General features: G+C 48.5%; 11 protein-coding genes, 1 tRNA gene and 2 pseudogenes. 4 read left to right on the top strand and 10 right to left on the bottom strand.

Annotated elements, in window-relative coordinates:
• Positions 1–58 precede the first annotated feature (58 nt).
• From D5366_RS05510 to D5366_RS05495, 4 genes and pseudogenes are all read right to left on the bottom strand, one after another.
• On the bottom strand, positions 59–1771 hold the full coding sequence (locus tag D5366_RS05510) for a glycosyltransferase family 4 protein (protein ID WP_141492621.1): 1713 nt from the start codon (positions 1769–1771) through the stop codon (positions 59–61).
• Between the two features lie 23 nt (positions 1772–1794).
• Positions 1795–4002 carry a glycosyltransferase gene (locus tag D5366_RS05505; protein WP_240775387.1) on the bottom strand — a complete coding sequence of 736 codons (2208 nt, stop codon included), beginning with the start codon at positions 4000–4002 and terminating at the stop codon, positions 1795–1797.
• Positions 4003–4055: 53 nt separating this feature from the next.
• A complete protein-coding gene (locus tag D5366_RS05500) occupies positions 4056–4961 on the bottom strand; it encodes a hypothetical protein (RefSeq protein ID WP_240775361.1) in 906 nt (301 codons plus the stop codon).
• 104 nt (positions 4962–5065) lie between these two features.
• Positions 5066–5413, bottom strand: a pseudogene (locus D5366_RS05495) (cupin domain-containing protein); the annotation flags it as partial.
• Positions 5414–5738: 325 nt separating this feature from the next.
• Here D5366_RS05495 and D5366_RS05490 point away from each other — a divergent pair.
• Positions 5739–6101 (top strand): annotated as a pseudogene (locus tag D5366_RS05490) (DDE-type integrase/transposase/recombinase).
• Between the two features lie 122 nt (positions 6102–6223).
• On the opposite strand, the gene D5366_RS05485 reads toward D5366_RS05490, so the two are convergent.
• Positions 6224–7459, bottom strand: a complete 1236-nt coding sequence (locus D5366_RS05485) for a dicarboxylate/amino acid:cation symporter (RefSeq protein ID WP_205839609.1) — start codon at positions 7457–7459, stop codon at positions 6224–6226.
• A 227-nt stretch (positions 7460–7686) separates the two neighbouring features.
• A tRNA-Lys gene (locus D5366_RS05480) sits at positions 7687–7762 on the bottom strand.
• Between the two features lie 154 nt (positions 7763–7916).
• Between D5366_RS05480 and D5366_RS05475 the strand changes: the two genes are divergently transcribed.
• Entirely contained in the window at positions 7917–8249 is a 333-nt protein-coding gene (locus D5366_RS05475; RefSeq protein ID WP_141492617.1) for a DUF6525 family protein, read from the top strand.
• 87 nt (positions 8250–8336) lie between these two features.
• On the opposite strand, the gene D5366_RS05470 is transcribed toward D5366_RS05475, so the two are convergent.
• The 3 genes from D5366_RS05470 to gyrA all read right to left on the bottom strand — a co-directional run bounded on the left by D5366_RS05470 (position 8337) and on the right by gyrA (position 12134).
• Positions 8337–8825 (bottom strand): peptidylprolyl isomerase, encoded by a 489-nt coding sequence (locus D5366_RS05470; RefSeq protein ID WP_141492616.1) that lies wholly within the window; start codon positions 8823–8825, stop codon positions 8337–8339.
• A 37-nt stretch (positions 8826–8862) separates the two neighbouring features.
• On the bottom strand, positions 8863–9309 hold the full coding sequence (gene coaD / locus D5366_RS05465) for a pantetheine-phosphate adenylyltransferase (protein WP_141493844.1): 447 nt from the start codon (positions 9307–9309) through the stop codon (positions 8863–8865).
• Between the two features lie 65 nt (positions 9310–9374).
• Positions 9375–12134 carry a DNA gyrase subunit A gene (gene gyrA / locus D5366_RS05460; protein WP_373317493.1) on the bottom strand — a complete coding sequence of 920 codons (2760 nt, stop codon included), beginning with the start codon at positions 12132–12134 and terminating at the stop codon, positions 9375–9377.
• Between the two features lie 334 nt (positions 12135–12468).
• On the opposite strand from gyrA, the gene D5366_RS05455 reads away from it, so the two are divergent.
• Entirely contained in the window at positions 12469–13953 is a 1485-nt protein-coding gene (locus D5366_RS05455) for a hypothetical protein (protein WP_141492615.1), read from the top strand.
• A 90-nt stretch (positions 13954–14043) separates the two neighbouring features.
• On the opposite strand, the gene ssb is transcribed toward D5366_RS05455, so the two are convergent.
• Positions 14044–14601: a single-stranded DNA-binding protein gene (ssb, locus tag D5366_RS05450; protein ID WP_141492614.1), complete on the bottom strand. Its 558-nt coding sequence runs from the start codon at positions 14599–14601 to the stop codon at positions 14044–14046.
• Between the two features lie 138 nt (positions 14602–14739).
• On the opposite strand from ssb, the gene uvrA reads away from it, so the two are divergent.
• Entirely contained in the window at positions 14740–17631 is a 2892-nt protein-coding gene (gene uvrA, locus D5366_RS05445; RefSeq protein ID WP_141492613.1) for an excinuclease ABC subunit UvrA, read from the top strand.
• Positions 17632–17693 lie beyond the last annotated feature (62 nt).

Here is a 17693-nt window from a genome sequence, read left to right as displayed (position 1 = left end):
GACAGGAACACCAACTTTGCAACAGAGCCACTCTCGATGAGTGTCGGATGATCAATTTCTAATTTGATCGTTGCTTTATTAGAACGCCACGAAACAATACCTCTCCTTCGAATGAATGCTTGGCCTTAACACGAAATTCATATTCATCTGATTCATCGTCACAATCAAACTGCAATACTGGTTTTTCAAAATGAATTTTTTGAACGGGTATTGACTGTTCAGTAATCAGTCCACGATGGCGCGAAGCAACATCGATTATCACTGAGGACATGTTTTCGCTAACAACGGATAAGTCGAAAGATACGTCGTAATGGCCTTTTGGTAACTCTCGGTAAGGTCCAAATATTAAATGTCCCTCGGGATAACACCCAAAATCGAATTTCATTACCCCGCCATCAATTATGCCTTCTCGACAATGGAAATGACGCGCGTCAATACGATAATATCCGTTATTTTTGAAATTCTCAAATGGAGCAAACCGTAAGCGCTCCACTCTATCAAAAAATTTCCGAAAAGCTTCGATATCATAGCGTGAAAAGAGGTTATATCCACTATCACGCGTGACAGGTTGAACTGCCGAGGGTATTGATCTGGCGTGCAGAAGCCGCTCTGCTACAGCATTAGCAAGCTCTGCTTCGCTTTGTAATGTAGGCGGAAAAGTATCAACCACTTGTTCTAAGTCTTGATTTGAAAGAGCGGCGAAGCCGTGAACCATCTGCGCGTCTACAATTTCTTCCGTATAGGAAGCCAAAACACGATTTTGGGCTGCCAACACAGTGCGATAAACAGTATTATCTTCAAGAGCAATTATAGCTGCCGCAAAGGTATTTAAGTCATAATAATGAAATCCCAGCGGATGATCGACCATCAGTTCGCGAAGCGCTGTTGTAGACCAAACAATAGTAGGCAGTCCGCAACGCATTGCTTCAAAGACAGGTAATCCAAATCCTTCATGCTCAGATAAACATAAGAAGACATCAGAAATAAGGTATAGCTCTTCTAATTCTGAGTCAGAAACCTCGCCGTAGAAGTAAGTTTCAACATTTGGGTAACTTTCCGCGTGCCGTTCTATTTCTAGTTTTACGTCATCCTCTCGGCCTGCAAAACGCACAATAACGGGCTTGCCTGTTTCTCTTCTGACCCGGTCAGCCATAGAAATAATCGATTTATGCCCCTTATGCTGCACGACTCGTCCAACAAAAAGCATGTTGATGACACCCTCTGGAGCAAAAGTTCGAGAGGGTAACCTCAGCTCTGTACCCTTCTCCAGATACCTGCTCGCAGGGTAAACCACTGCTGAACGAGATGCTTGACCTCCCAATGCAATAAATTGATCTCGAGTAAATACCGAATTCACCCAAAAAAAGAGATTTTTTTTACCTGCTATATCGACGATATTTTCAAAACCCTCAAGCGTATGAACTAAATAGCGCTCTTTTGAAAAATAAAACCACGGCGATGTATTGTTGTGCCAACGCACAATAGATGGCGATGATCGAGCAACGAGGAACTCATCCATCTCTTTCCAAGCGCCGCAATAATGGTAAACAATAATACCGTCATAATTTACTGCGCACCACTCATAAAATGCTTCTAGGCTTTCAATGGGAACACCGGGGTGCCTAGTCAAATCGAAACGTTCAGAAAAAATACGGACGTCGCTGTCAGCATTTTTAAAGAGCTTCCGAGCGCGCTTGTATTCATAGACACAATCGAACCCTATTGAATCACTTTTTTCGAATAAACCTTGGACCAGAAATGCTATTTTCATAATGAGGCTAGACCTTAAGAAATTCAGTGACTGGACAGAGCGATTAGTTCATTGCTGGCATCAGCAGCAACTGAACCGAATGATTGAAGCGCTTTAAGATAATAAACCTTCGCCGCCTTCATATCACCGGCAGTTTTGCAAAAATGCCCCATTTGCAAACATAAATCAGCGTCATTGGGCCTCAGGTTCAAGGCTCGATTATAGCGTTGGCGGGAAGTTTCCAAATCACCGCTTTCTTTGTACATATGGGCTGCTTGAACAATATACTCAAAGCGGTCACTACCCGAGCTCAATCCCATATCGTATAAGCGCGCAGCTTCACCCCACTCTCCGCGTTCCCTTGCTGCGTCCCCCCTGCGAAACAAGGACTTTGCTTCTCGTTCACGCGAAAATTTTGCGAATGGCGTAATTCCTTTGAGGCGTCCTATCCAATTGCTTGCAGGAGACGACGAAAGCTCTTCTGGAGACCCACTTAATTGAGTTGTACTTATTTGTGTAAGCGTTACACCCGAAAATAAAATATTCCCTTTGAACGGGCTTTCTGCTCGCAAACGAATTTCGACCATGGGCGCCTCCCCCGTCATATTAAATGACAGCGTAGGATAATTTTCGTGGCTTCCAGAGGGTAAGTTAAATATCTGACTCGTCAACTGCTGCCCCCCCGAAATAACGTCGAGCTCAAAGGAAACGTTTTCGCCAGATAGAATTGTCGTGATGGCGTGTAATTTAGCGTTATAAGTTCCAGCTGGCATTTGCGCATATGGACCAAAAACAAGATGATCAGCACTCACATCATCTGCCTTGAGTGTTGAGCGATCAATTAAATCAGACGCTGGATAAACACCTTTGCGCATCGAAAATTCATCAGGTCTGAAAGTTATTGACGGTTCTCTTACTGGAATTGTTAACGCTTTCAACAGTTGCTTGTCTTGGTCTAGATAATTTTTGTAAATCTGCAGATCATAAAGAGATGTTACATTAACATGTGAATCGAAAATTAGCTCATCGTCAAATCCGCGAGGAAATGTTGCCATCAGCGATGAGCGCGCTGAGTCGATTGCTTCCGCAACGACTGGCAAATAGCGAATTGCCGGTCGAGCAAGGTCATCCGGGATAGGCTGACCCCAGCTACTCTCCTGTGCAGATAGGGCAGAACTAATTTGCTCTATGAGAGTATTAGAAGAATAGCCTTGAAGAACCGAATTTTGCAATTCAAGAAGTCGGCTTTTTACGATGTTATTTTCGAGAGCCCCTATTGAAGCCGCGAATAAATCGAGGTCAAAGTTTGGAAAAGCGAAAGGGTGATTTACTAGGAGTTCTCGAAATGCGGTTGTTGCCCAAGCGACAACAGGAAGCCGATATCGCATTGCTTCAAAGACGGGTAAACCAAAACCCTCATGCTCAGACAGGCAAATAAAAACTGTTGAGGTTTGATATAATTCGATTAGTTTTTCGTCAGATACTAGACCATGAATTACAATTTCTGACTTTGCTTTATTAATTGCCGATCGTAATTTTGCAGAAAATGCGCTCGGTTCATCAATACCTTTACCGACTATATTCAATCTAACAGCACGTCCGGTAATTTCCTGCGTTCTATCTGCCACCGCGATTGCATTCAAATGCCCCTTGTGTGCAACTACTCTACTGACAAACAACAAATCAATTACAGAATTTTTTTTCTTTGCATCCTGAACTGATTTCTTATTAGAAGTATTGGTGGCGTCCAAATACCTGCTAGCTGGGAAAACTACGTGGCAACGTTCCGGAGCAGTGCCCATTGCCACAAGTTGATCACGCGTAAATCCCGAATTCGTCCAAAACGATACATGAACACATTTGATAAAGTCGATAATATTTTCGTATCCGAGAAGGGCATGATTCGCGTTTTGGTTCTGAGAACCAAAAGTAAACCACGGAGGAGTTGCGTTGTGCCACCGCACTACGACTTTTTTACACCGGTTCCGCAAAAAATCGTCAAATTGAGAACGACTATCGCAGTAATGGAAAATAACCACTACATCGGGGTCGTCAGTCAGCCATCGTTCAAATTCGGCGGCGTTCTCGACGGGCAACTCTGGAAATGCACGTGCGTCGTAATTCCCTGCGAAAATTCGCACTTCATCAACGTTTGATCTTTGAGAAGATAAAACCCTGTATTGATAGGCCACATCATTACAAACAGAGTCGTTTTTTTCCGACATCCCAATAGCTAATATTGCCAAGCGCACCAAGAATTCTCCCCAAGAATAGGATTCAAAAAACTCTTATTCCAGAAATTGAGTTATAGTTTCCATATTTTCTGGTAGCCAGAATAAAGCAATTTTGCTCCGATAGATACCATGAACTGATCAACAATTAACCCTTTTCCTCCCGCTCCTAGAGGCGGGACATTAAAGTCATCGACACATATGATGGTTCCTTCTTGTATTAGTGCTCTGGCTGCCATCATCTCTGTTGCGTGATGGATCGCGCTAGGCAGGGGATCGTTGATATCTAGATCGAACGAGTCTAGATAAAGTAGCGATGCTGGCCGCCCGGAATTTTGCGCTAAGGCATTTAGGGCAGGACGTGAGTCATTTAGGATCGTATTGGTTGTCCCACTACATGCACGCCTAGCACTGTCAATGCTTGCGGGATTGATATCAATGGAAAAAACCGATCCCTGCCGCTCACGTGCGTACCAATCGAACAAAAAAGTACTTTGACCATCTCCAGCCCAATTATTTGGAACTCTCAAACAACCAGTTTCGACGATGTACGGGCGTTGATGTCCGTCAAGATGCTCAAACAACACAGCAAAACCATCGGAACGTTTTTCCAACAATGACCGTAAATGCGTGTCATATGCTTTTTTTAGACTTGAATTTTGTAAATCTTGCGGCAAACCGACATATTCGAAGTCCGCATCCACTGTACCATTTTTCATTATGTTACTGGTACATAGAAATTTTCGGCGCTTTTCCAACGTTTTATTTAATGAAATATTATCGATAATAGAGTATATACTTTCAGGATTACTCCTAATAAGATCCAAAATCTTAGAACTACCCTCCTCAGAAATCATATCTATTATAGATTTCGCTGCCGCCAAATCAGCATTAATATTTTCTGCATTCAGACTGGGCCTCTTCCTGGGTAACACTGCTTTGGATTTGCCTCGAGAAGGATTTGAATTATCCATATCCATAAACTTTCCAGTTTTCGGGGTCAGGTTGCGTATCTGGCCTCAGGAAAATGCCTGTAGTCAGAGATCTGTTCAATACAGCGTTTCGGCAGCTGTCAGACTCTCACCTAAATATCTTTGATACGCACAATATCATCCTCGCCCAGGTAAAGGCCTGACTGAACCTCGATCAAAACTAAGGGGGTTTTGCCGAGACTTTCTAACCTGTGAACGCTACCAAATGGCAGATAGATGCTTTCATTTTCATGGACCATGATTTCTTCAGCATCGCGAGTAACAACAGCTGTGCCAGTGACAACAACCCAATGCTCGATACGGTGGAACTTCTGTTGCAAAGACAGCTTGTGGCCGGGGTCGACATCAATCCGCTTCACTTGGAGCCGGTCACCTTGAATAAGGCTCTCGTAAAAGCCCCAAGGGCGATACATGCGATTGCGGTTGATGGCTTCGGGACGACGGCGCCAAAATCAGTGCTTTTCTGGATTGATTTTACTGAGTTCATAAGGTGGATCACTCTCTGATGTTAGACTCAAACCGCACTTTTCCAACGAGTAAGCACTAATATTTTATAAAATACTATGTTGAAGTGATGGCATTAGCAATTCATCGTGAAGAAACTGGAATTATTTTCGACTTTTTGGGAGTATGACAGATGAGCGATCTCAAGGGACGACATTTGAGAGGGGCGTGATTTTGTAAGTGGTTCGTTGATATTGCCGCTACGGGTCCGGCGCTACGCGCCGGAATTGGAAACGCCCGAGCTTTTCTCCCAGTTGGCGTATTGATGAGATCAAGATCAAAGGGAAATGGACGTATCTTTATCGGGCGATCGGTAAGGGCAGCAACACGATTGATTTCTATCCATCGCCGCCCCGAGTGATATGGCTGCCAAACGGTTTCTAGGAAAAGCGGTAAGTGGTCTGAAGGACTGGGAGGTGCCTGATACCGGACAAAGCCTCGACCTACGGTATGGCTTAAGGCAAGCTGCCCGGTACAGTGCAGCACCGGCAGGTGAAATATCTGAGCAATGTGACCCAAGCCGATCACGGCAAACTAAAACAGCCGGTAAAACCGATCCGTGGCTTCAAAAGCCTGAAAACGGCTTACGCGACGATCAAGGTTTTAACGTCAGGCGCGCACTAGAAAAAAGGACAGACCAAATCCTTCCACTTCTAGGAAGGTATCATGGAATAAGTGTGCCCGATCGAAAGGCGGTTCAGAGTTTACAACACCATAAATATCGATCAGTTGAGGTATCTGCGTCCTTACTTTAACCCCGCAGCGGGCTTTTCGTCATGCACGAGAAGGTTTTCCCATTTTCCGACAGCAGCTGCGGCCAGAGAATTCCCGATCACATTCGTTGCTGATCGGCCCATATCCAAAAATGTATCAATCCCGAGAATCAATAATATACCCTCAGTCGGTATATTGAACTGACCTAGCGTCGCAACAATCACCACGGATGACGCACGGGGAATACCCGCAACCCCTTTGCTCGTAAGCATCAGCGTCAGAAGCATGACGATCTGCGTGCTCCACGGCAAAACGATGTCGTAAGCCTGAGCAATAAAAATACTGGCGAATGTGCAGTACATCATCGTGCCATCAAGGTTGAAAGAATACCCCAGCGGCAGCACAAACGACGATATTTTCTTTGAAACCGGGAATTGTGCGAGGCGCTCCAAAATCAAAGGATAAGCCGCTTCAGAACTCGCTGTAGAAAACGCCAGAAGAAAAGGCTCACGCATCAAGCGCACCAGTCTCAGGGCCGAAGGGCCTAACAGTAAAAGGCCGACACCAATCAAGCTCAACCAAAGCAAAAGCATGGCAAAATAGAACTCACCCATGAATTTCCCATAGGTTAGTAATATCGCAAGACCATTCGTGCTGATGGTCGCTGCGACAGCACAAAACACTGCTAGCGGCGCGAGAAGCATAACGTAATTCGTTACCTTCAAAATGATATGCGCCAAACTGTCAGTCCACTCTAATAGCGGACGTCCCTTCTCCGGTTGAGAAGCACATGCGACACCAACGAAAACCGCAAATACCACTACCTGCAAAATTTCATTATCCGCCATGGCTTTAAAGCCAGAATCAGGAACCAGATGGCGGATAAAGCCCTCCAAAGTCATTCCGCCCGCACCGAGATGCGTCGCTTGCATTGCATTGACCTGATGCAGACCGCCCCCTGGGTGCATCACATTCACCAGAACCATGCCGAGCGTTAACGAAAATAACGATGCACCAACGAACCAAAGCATCGCTTTTCCGCCGATGCGCCCAACCGTCTTCGCATCAGTCATGCGGCCAATCCCCGCAACCAAAGTCGAAAAGACTAATGGTGCGATAATCATCTTAATCAGGCGAAGAAAAACCGTAGATCCAATAGAAATATCTGCAGCAAAACCTTGGCGAGCAGCGGGATTCTCAACGAAACCATGCACCACACCACCCGTAATGACGCCCAGCACCAAGGCGACCAGAATGAACAAAGTCATCCGATTTTTCTGCAATGTTTGTATCCTCAAAAGGTTTGTATTTCTTCTCTTAACGCTTTTAGTGGAGTTTTTCCAAGCACATGCTGCGCCTAGCACAACTCGGTAACAGAGTTGCCACATGCTCCTGAGTGCGGAACAAAATAATGCGCAGTAGAAGCGCATAAGCGTTCTATTCAGTCGCAATATCCGCCTGAATAAATCTTATATGTTGATTTTAGGATTATTAATGGTGAACCGGCTGGGACTCGAACCCAGGACCATTCGATTAAAAGTCGAATGCTCTACCAACTGAGCTACCGGTTCATCCGGCGCGGTATTTACGAAGGATCAGCCCATCGGTCAACACCAAACTGTGAAAAAATCAAAAAAACATTTTTCCCGTCCGCAAAATAACGTCTTTCGTTCTTGGAATATTTTGATATGATATAACATATCAAAAACAACTTGTAGCTTTGCTATGCCCAATATCGCGCTCAATGACCGTACATTCAGAGACCAAATCTGGCGCCGTTTTGACGGGAATGAATGGGACGCATTTGACCAACTCCCCGTATCAATCCGTCAACGCTTGGCTGAACATGTGTACGACGCATGGTCCGTTAATGCTCTCATGCTATGGAAACATTACAAGCGCCTCTACGGCCGCACACAGCGCGCAGAACGCGCCCTCATGCGTTACCTTGATTACTGTGAACGCTTGGAGCGGCAAGACTTTGCCGCGCGCTACATCCAACAATACGGCAACCCCTACCCCCACGATGCCGCGCAAGTCAGTGTGTTGCGCACCTAACCTCATCGCACCGCATGACGACCCAAGCATAAAAAAAGCCGGCGGGAGCGAACTCCCACCGGCCCAACGCATCAAGCGCTAAAAGACTTATGCTTCTACATAAGCCTTTACGATGGAGTCTGGGTCCTTAACCATGCCAGACGCGCCTGAGCCGCGTTTGATTTGGTCGACCAGTTCCATGCCTTCCACAACCTGACCCGCGATCGTGTACTGACCATTCAATGACGGTACATTTTCAAACATGATGAAGAACTGGCTGTTTGCACTATGGGGCGCCATGGTACGTGCCATGCCAAGTGTTCCACGCTCAAACTTCGCCTGATCAGTGAATTCAGCCTTCAGGTCAGGGTAGTCACTACCGCCTGTGCCTGTACCAGTTGGATCTCCACCCTGCGCCATGAAGCCTTCGATCACACGATGGAATTTAACGCCATCGTAGAACCCTTCGCTTGCCAGAAGCTTCAAGCGCTCAACGGCCAAAGGCGCGAGGTCCGGACGCAGCGCGATGACAACTTTACCTGTCTTAAGTTCAAAAACCAGCTTGTCGCCGGCTGGAACGTTTGCATTCTCGGACATTCGTATAATCCTTTCTAAAAGAGACCCCTACGGAGCCTTAAGTCGCTCTTCCGCGGTTTTTCGACAAGACCACACGCGCAACATCATCGCTGACGAAAGACGAAATATCCCCATTATAAGAGGCTATTTCCTTCACAATCCGACTTGATGTGACACGGTGCTCATCTGCGGAAAGCAAAAGCACAAACTCAATTCCGGGCGCCAAACGACGTGTGACCCCTGAAACCTGACACTCAAAATCAAAGTCTCCAGCCGTGCGTACGCCCCGCACAACGACTCCCGCGCCAATATTGTGCACAGCATCGGCGAGCAGCGTATCGAATTCTACAATTTCAATACGCTCCGCCACAGGGAGCTTGGACACTTCATTCCGTAAAAGCGATATCCGCTCAGAAGCAGACAAAAGAGGCTTTTTCCCCGCATTGACACCAACGCCAACGACCAGCTTCTCAAACAAGCTGGCCGCACGCGCAATAATGTCCATATGCCCATGTGTCACGGGGTCAAAGCTCCCCGGATAAAAGGCTATATGCGGGTCCAACGTCACCCTTACTCTCCAGCTTCCGGTGATGCCTCCGCAGCAGGACTGTCGGGGCCACCGAGCGCTACTGGCGCAGTTTCGGCACCTTCTACGGTTGCGACATCACCTGTTTCTCCATCATCTTCCACAACAGGGAAAACACAGATAACGGTTTCATCATCGTTCAGACGGAACAGTGTAACACCTGCCGCTTGGCGCGCCATGACACGCACCTGCGAAACAGGCAGGCGGATCAAACGCCCCGTATCCGTCACGAGCATAACGTCCGTGCCAGGCAAAGTCGGCAGAGTACCTACAACTTCCTTACCGCGACGCGTCGCAGAGAAGGTCATATTCGTAATACCCAAGCCGCCACGGCCCGAAACACGATAGTCATACGCTGATGAACGTCGGCCAAAGCCTCCATCCGTCACGGTCAAGAGAACTTCTTCCTGAGCTTCCAATTCTGCGAAACGCTCTGGCGTCAAATCACCGACGACATCCACAACTTCGTCATCGCCCGACGTCACTTCGTCTTCAGCTGTATCGGCCAAGGCAGCATTTTCTGCACGACGCTTCGCATTCGCCATACGCAGGTAAGACGCACGTTCTTCGACGCTTGCATCAACGTGGTTCAATACACAAAGCGAGATGACCTCGTCACCTTCCGCAAGTTTAATACCGCGCACGCCTGAGCTGCCGCGACCTGCGAAAACACGCAACACGTCATCTGTAATTTGGAAACGAATGCAACGCGCTTTGCGCGTCGCCAAGAAAACATCCTGACCTTCACGGCATGTCGCAACACCGATGAGAGAATCTCCCTCGTCCAACTTCATAGCGATCAAGCCTGAAGCCCGGATGTTACGGAAATCGCTCAGACGATTACGGCGCACATTCCCGCTTGCCGTTGCAAAGACGAGGTGCAGGTCATCCCACAACTCTTCATCCTGCGGCAGCGGTAGCACCGCGGTAATTGCATCGCTACCCAGTTCGGGCAGTAGGTTCACCAGCGCGCGACCCTTCGCCGTCGGTGAAGCTTCCGGCAAATGCCAAACCTTCATGCGGTAAGCTTTACCACCTGAAGAGAAGAACAAGACCCATTGATGCGTGTGTGCATTAAAACTGCGTACAATCACATCATCGCCACGTCGACCAGCAGCCGTGCGGCCACGGCCACCGCGATTCTGGGAGCGGAACATTTCCAACGGTGTGCGCTTGATGAAACCATCACGTGTAATGGTTACGACCATCTGACCTGGCTCGATCAAGCTTTCGTCTGACTGATCGCCAAGCGCGTCAGAAATCTCGCTCATGCGCGGTGTAGCAATCTCGGCGCGCGCAGCGAGAAGCTCTTCGCGCATTACCTCCATACGGCGGATATGGCTGCCGATGATATCTAGAAGATCTTCGATCTTGACCGCGACTTCATTCAGTTCACCCTGAATTTTGTCACGCTCAAGCCCTGTAAGGCGCTGCAAGCGCAGCTCCAAAATGCCGCGAGCCTGCGCTTCTGTTAAGCGCACCTTGCCGTCAACAACGACGTTACCCTCGTCATGGATCAATTCCAACAGAGGAACAACCTCGCTCGCATCCCACTCGCGCGCCATAAGAGAAGCGCGCGCGGTTGCTGCATCCGGCGCGCTGCGGATTAAGGCAATAACTTCGTCGATATTCGCTACAGCCAGCACAAGACCGACGAGCAAATGTCCACGGTCACGCACTTTGTCGAGGTCAAAGCGTGCGCGACGGAGAATGACGTCCTCACGGAAGCGAATAAACGCTTCCAAGACATCCTTCAGACCCATTGTACGCGGCTTGCCCTCATCCAGCGCCAACATGTTCACGCTGAAAGATGTCTGGAGTTGCGTAAAACGATAAAGCTGGTTCAACACCACATCTGGTGTTGCATCACGCTTCAGCTCGATAACAACGCGCATGCCGGAGCGATCGGATTCATCTCGAATATCCGAAATGCCCTCAATTTCTTTCGCGCGAACAAGATCAGCGATCTTTTCCTGAAGCGTCGCCTTATTCACCTGATACGGAATTTCGGTGATAATAATGGCCTGACGGTCTTTACGAATTTCTTCGATTTCAGCGCGTGCACGTACAGGGACAGAACCGCGGCCTGTTTCAAACGCCTTGCGGATACCACTGCGGCCCATGATGATCCCGCCTGTCGGGAAATCCGGGCCAGGGATGACCTGCATCAGCTCATCCAACTCAATGGTCGGATTAGCGATCATGGCTAACGTAGCATCGATAACTTCCGCCGGGTTATGGGTCGGAATATTCGTCGCCATACCAACGGCAATACCAGACGCGCCATTCACCAACAGATTCGGGAACACGGCGGGTAGAACCCCCGGCTCATGCTCGCTCTCATCGTAGTTCGGCTGGAAATCGACCGTGCCTCTGTCGATATCGTCTAAAAGGAACGATGAAGCCTTGGCCAGACGCGCTTCGGTATAACGCATGGCCGCAGGGCTATCGCCATCGACCGAGCCAAAATTCCCCTGACCATCAATCAGTTTGACACGCATCGACCATGACTGTGCCATACGAACCATGGCGTCATAGATCGAGCTATCACCGTGCGGATGGTACTTACCCATCACGTCACCGACTGCACGCGCCGACTTGCGGTATGGCTTATCAGCCGTAAACCCGCTCTCACGCATCGCGTATAGAATACGCCTATGAACCGGCTTCAAGCCATCGCGAACATCAGGCAAAGCACGCGAGACGATCACCGACATCGCATAAGCCAGATAGGAGGAGCGCATTTCCTCCTCGATCGTCACCGGAAGACGGTCGGAAGGCACAAGATCAGTCGGCTCATTCAACTCGGTCAAGACAAGTCCACCACGCTAGAAAACAAGCAGACAACATACTCCAACACAGCCCAAGACGCTACTCTTCCGCTCACACATAGGAAAATCTCATCACGCTTGCCGCAAAGAACTCTCCCTAAAAGCGAACTTTTGACCCCTTGGCACTCGGTAAAATACCATACCCACCCTCGCTGCTCTCTATGGAAACTAATCTCTTCCATTTTGCTTGCGCTAACCCTAATCCAAGGTAAGCAACCCACGGAACCACAGAGCAAAAAACGAAAAAATGAAAACTGTTTTCTTGAACCGTAAATTATTTTATTTAATTATATTAACAGCTCTATCTTTTTTATATCTCTTTATAAATATTCACTATCCAATAAATTCCGACAGCATTTCCACACTTATAATATCCAAAGATATTCTACATGGAAATATATTACTCCACGGATGGGAGCTATCTGCTCAATCGTTTTATCTGACTGAGATCCTACCTTACGCGCTACTTTTCGGTGCAGCAGGGTGGCATCTCTCTTTTTATTACCTTGTACCAGCCTTGATGTGGTCCATCGTCATCATGCTGACAGCCACTCTTTCAGGAAAAAATATTCTCTGGGGTTGGCCGTTTCTCGCTCTACTCGCGGTTCCCAGCTTTTGGGCTGTCCCTCTTATTTTATCACCGTGCTACCATGTGGGCGGCTATATTTTGATGCTGCTATTTTGGGTCATCATCAACAAATATCCAAAACTGATACAATTTGATTTTTCTCTAAAAAATGCCGCTATCTGGTCTCTGATCTCCATCTTTACTGCGCTTTTTATGGCCAGTGATGATCTTATAAAATACTGCCTGACCCTTCCCCTCATTGCCGCCTGCGTTTTAAAAACCATCACTTCGAACAAACTGACACATCCAGCGCTTGCACTTTCGATGCTGTGCGCACTCGGCTTGGAACACGCCGTAAAAAACGCCTTAACGCATAATGGTGCCTTCCACGTCCCTGGCTTATGGAGTTCGTCCTTCGCATCCAAAGACCGGGCAGCTTACAACGCTTCAGTGCTACTCTCAGGGGCGTTGAATTTTTTTGATGCCGATTTTCTGGGAAAACCTATCTCCCTGCTTGGGACAGGAAGACAAATAGTCCATGCGGTTTTGGCGGCAGTTACTCTTTTATTTTTTTGCAAATCAGCAATAAATTATAAGAAATGGAATATTTTCCAGATTACATCCGGCCTTTCATTCTGCATAATGATATTCGCTTTTATTTTTAGTGAAATTACAATTGACGAAAAATCATTTCGTTATCTCATATTTCCATATTTAATAATATTAATAACATCAATACAAACTACAAATTTGAACTTTTATTCGAAAATATTAATTTCATTTATTGGGATAGTATCAATTTTTCTTAGTTACCCGAAAATCGATACATTAGATTATGCAAAGGCAAATAATAATTACGCCATCAATCGCTATCTTGCCTCTAAAAACCTTTCCAAAGGCTTTGGTCTGTACTGGATAGCTGCCGCCAACAGCGTGCCTAACGTCATACGCATCGCACCTGTCGAATTCTCTCAAAAAAGACTAAAAGCAGCCCATACACTCACAAAACCTGAATGGTACGCCGATGGCGGGCGGTTTGTGCTCTGCAATACTGAAGAGGAAGCTTTAAAGCTCGAAAAAGCCTATGGCCCAGCTGATGTGACGAAAATTGATAATGTTTTTGTCACCATCTGGGACCACAATATCACGATCCCAAACGAGTGACGAATACACTCTGTCAGGCCTTAATTTATTAGGCCTGACAGGTATAAAACTCTGCATTACAGCGCATAGCGCTGTTTCTGCACAGCAACCTCAGAATGGAATTTCATCATCTAGGTCATGGTCACGCGATGAATCCCAGCCGCCCGGACCAGAAGCACCACCATGTGACGGAGACGAACCGCCACGGGAACCGCTGTTTTGCCCGTTCCCTGAAGGCGCACCGCCGCCGTAGCTGTTTCCACCACCGTAGCCACCGCCTTGACCGCCATAACCACCGCCCGAATCACCACCTGCTGCACGGCTATCAAGAAGCGTTAAATCACCACGGAAACGGTCAATCGTTACTTCTGTCGTGTACCGTTCTTGACCAGACTGATCCGTCCACTTCCGGGTGCGGAGTTCACCCTCAACATAGACCTTACTGCCCTTCTTTACGAAGCGCTCTGCAACGCCTGCCAAATGCTCATTAAAAATGACCACGCGGTGCCATTCTGTCCGCTCTTTGCGCTCCCCAGACTGACGATCATTCCATGTATCGGACGTCGCAATCGTCATGTTCACAATTTTCGAGCCTGATTGTGTGTGGCGAATTTCAGGATCACGCCCCAAATTCCCCACCAAAATCACCTTGTTGACGCTACCAGCCATGACGTTCCACTCTATTTTCGCGAATTGTTCTTTTAAAACGATCCTAAACATACAACGTATAAGGAGCAATGCATCACGGTTTTCGTGCGTGCGGTTTCCGCACTTAGTGCCCTTATTTTCAAATCGGTGTGCCCAAACGTGACTTTCCCTGAGAATAACGCCATCCGCGTCCGTGGAGCTCGCGCCCACAACCTCAAAAATGTTGACGTCACGATCCCTCGGGATTCTTTGACCATCATCACCGGCCTCTCAGGGTCAGGAAAATCGTCCCTTGCGTTTGATACCATTTATGCCGAGGGGCAACGCCGCTATGTCGAAAGCCTCTCTGCATATGCGCGCCAATTTCTGGAACTCATGGGCAAGCCGGATGTAGACTCCATAGAAGGGCTTTCGCCTGCAATTTCCATTGAACAGAAAACCACGTCAAAAAACCCGCGTTCGACCGTCGGTACCATTACAGAAATTCACGATTACATGCGCCTTCTTTGGGCGCGCTCTGGCACGCCTTACTCACCAGCGACAGGCCTACCGATTGAAGCTCAAACCGTAAGCCAAATGGTTGATCGCGTCATGGCCATGCCGGACGGCACGCGCCTTATGCTGCTAGCCCCTGTGATGAAAGACCGTAAAGGCGACGGCAAGCGTGAACTCGCAGAATTATCACGCAAAGGCTTTGCCCGGGTCATAATCGATGGCTCGCTGTATGACATCGCAGACGCGCCAGAGCTGAACCGCAAAACACGTCACACAATTGAAGCTGTAATTGACCGAGTAGTCGTTAAAGAAGGGCTTGAAACACGCCTCGCTGATAGCTTTGAGACGGCCCTTGAACTCGGGGACGGCGTCGCCTTCACGCAGGACGTTAAACGTGCGGGCGAAAAAGGCGATGCAGAACGCACCATTTTCTCAGCCCGGTTTGCCTGCCCTGTCTCCGGCTTCACCATCGCTGAAATCGAGCCGCGCCTTTTCTCGTTTAATGCCCCTATGGGGGCCTGCCCATCCTGCGATGGTATTGGCACCGAAACACACTTCGATGCCCAGCTCATTATCCCTGACGACAGCCGCAGCCTTGATAATGGTGCCGTCGCACCATGGCAGGGCAATGGAGCTGAATGGTACGCACAAACACTGGCAGCGCTTGCCCGACATACGGGCGACGACATGCACACAGCATGGCGGGATTTAAAAGCCGAGACACAAGACCTTATTCTCTTTGGTACGAAAGAGCCCGTCGCCATCCCTTATCGTGATGGAAGTTCGGTCCATACTGTTACCAAGCCCTTTGAAGGCGTTTTAAAAACCCTTCAACGCCGTATGGCACAGACAGATAGCGTCCATGTCCGCGATGAACTGACACGCTACCAGTCCGAGAAACCTTGCCGTACCTGCCAAGGCGCACGGCTGAAGCCTGAAGCACTTTGCGTCAAAATCAGCGACCTCAACATCGCCCAAGCATCAGATATGCCTATTCGGCAAGCTCTGCACTGGTTCTCTCAGGTCGAAGGGACACTGACCCCTCAAAAAGCTGAAATCGCGCGCCGTATTTTACGAGAAATCACAGACCGGCTACATTTCTTGGACGATGTCGGGCTTGATTACCTAACTCTATCGCGCGGTTCCGCGACGTTATCTGGTGGCGAAAGTCAACGTATTCGTCTTGCCTCTCAAATTGGTTCCGGCCTTACCGGTGTCCTTTACGTTTTGGACGAGCCCTCTATCGGGCTGCACCAGCGTGACAACGAACGCCTCCTTGGCACTTTGGAGCGCCTCAAGCGCCTCGGCAACACCGTCATCGTCGTTGAGCATGACGAGGACGCGATCCGCGCAGCAGACTACCTTATCGATATGGGACCCGGCGCGGGTACACGCGGCGGCAATGTCATTGCATACGGCACCCCAACAGAAGTCGCTCAACATCCAGACAGCATTACCGGTGCCTACCTCTCAGGCCGTAAAGCAATTCCCATACCCGCTACACGACGCACAGCGCGCGAAACCCTTACCTTGCATGGCGCGAAGGGCAACAACCTAAAAGACCTTACGGTTGATATACCTCTCGGCACTTTCATTGCTGTGACTGGTGTCTCGGGCGGTGGGAAATCTACCCTCGTTATTGATACACTTTACAAGGCTCTATCCCGGACGTTGATGAAATCCAGCGTCTCGCCTCTGCCCTATGATCGCCTGACAGGCACAGAGCACCTAGATAAAATTATCGAAATCGATCAATCCCCTATCGGTCGTACGCCACGGTCCAACCCCGCCACTTATACCGACCTCTTTACTCCCATCCGCGATTGGTTTGCGGAGTTACCCGAAGCAAAAGCACGCGGCTATAAACCGGGCCGCTTTTCCTTCAACGTCAAAGGCGGACGATGCGAAGCCTGCCAAGGCGACGGTGTTTTAAAGATTGAAATGCATTTCTTGCCGGATGTGTTCGTCACCTGTGACACCTGCAAAGGGGCACGCTATAACCGAGAGACTTTAGACGTTAAATTCCGCGGGAAATCCATCGCAGATGTTCTCGCCATGACTGTGGACGACGCGCTGCCCTTTTTCCAAGCTGTACCCCGCATCCGAGATCGTCTTGCCATTTTACAACAAGTCGGGCTGGGTTACGTCGCACTTGGGCAACAGGCGACGACGCTTTCCGGAGGCGAAGCACAGCGCGTTAAACTCTCAAAAGAACTGGCCAAACGGGCTACGGGCCGCACGCTTTACATCTTAGATGAACCAACAACCGGCCTTCACACTGAAGACGTACGCAAATTGCTGGACGTGCTTCATGCTCTCGTCGAGCAGGGAAACACCGTTCTTGTCATTGAGCACAACCTAGAAGTAATCAAAACAGCTGATTGGCTTATTGATATCGGGCCTGAAGGCGGTGATGGTGGCGGACAAATCGTCGCGCAAGGCACACCGGAAGAAATCTCGACTTGTGCTGAGAGCCACACCGGGCGTTTTCTTGCGCCACTCTTGAAAAATAGCCCGCACAACAAACCGCCAAAACGCGCAAAAAAGAAAGGGTAACAGAAGAAAAATCTCTTCCACCAACAGTACACATATCGGGCAGAAACATCTTCTGCCCGTTG

It is taken from the genome of Neokomagataea tanensis (genome assembly GCF_006542335.1).
Classification (GTDB): domain Bacteria; phylum Pseudomonadota; class Alphaproteobacteria; order Acetobacterales; family Acetobacteraceae; genus Gluconobacter; species Gluconobacter tanensis.
The sequence above is the reverse complement of the archived record's forward strand: the minus strand, read 5'-3'. Positions and strand labels throughout refer to the sequence as shown.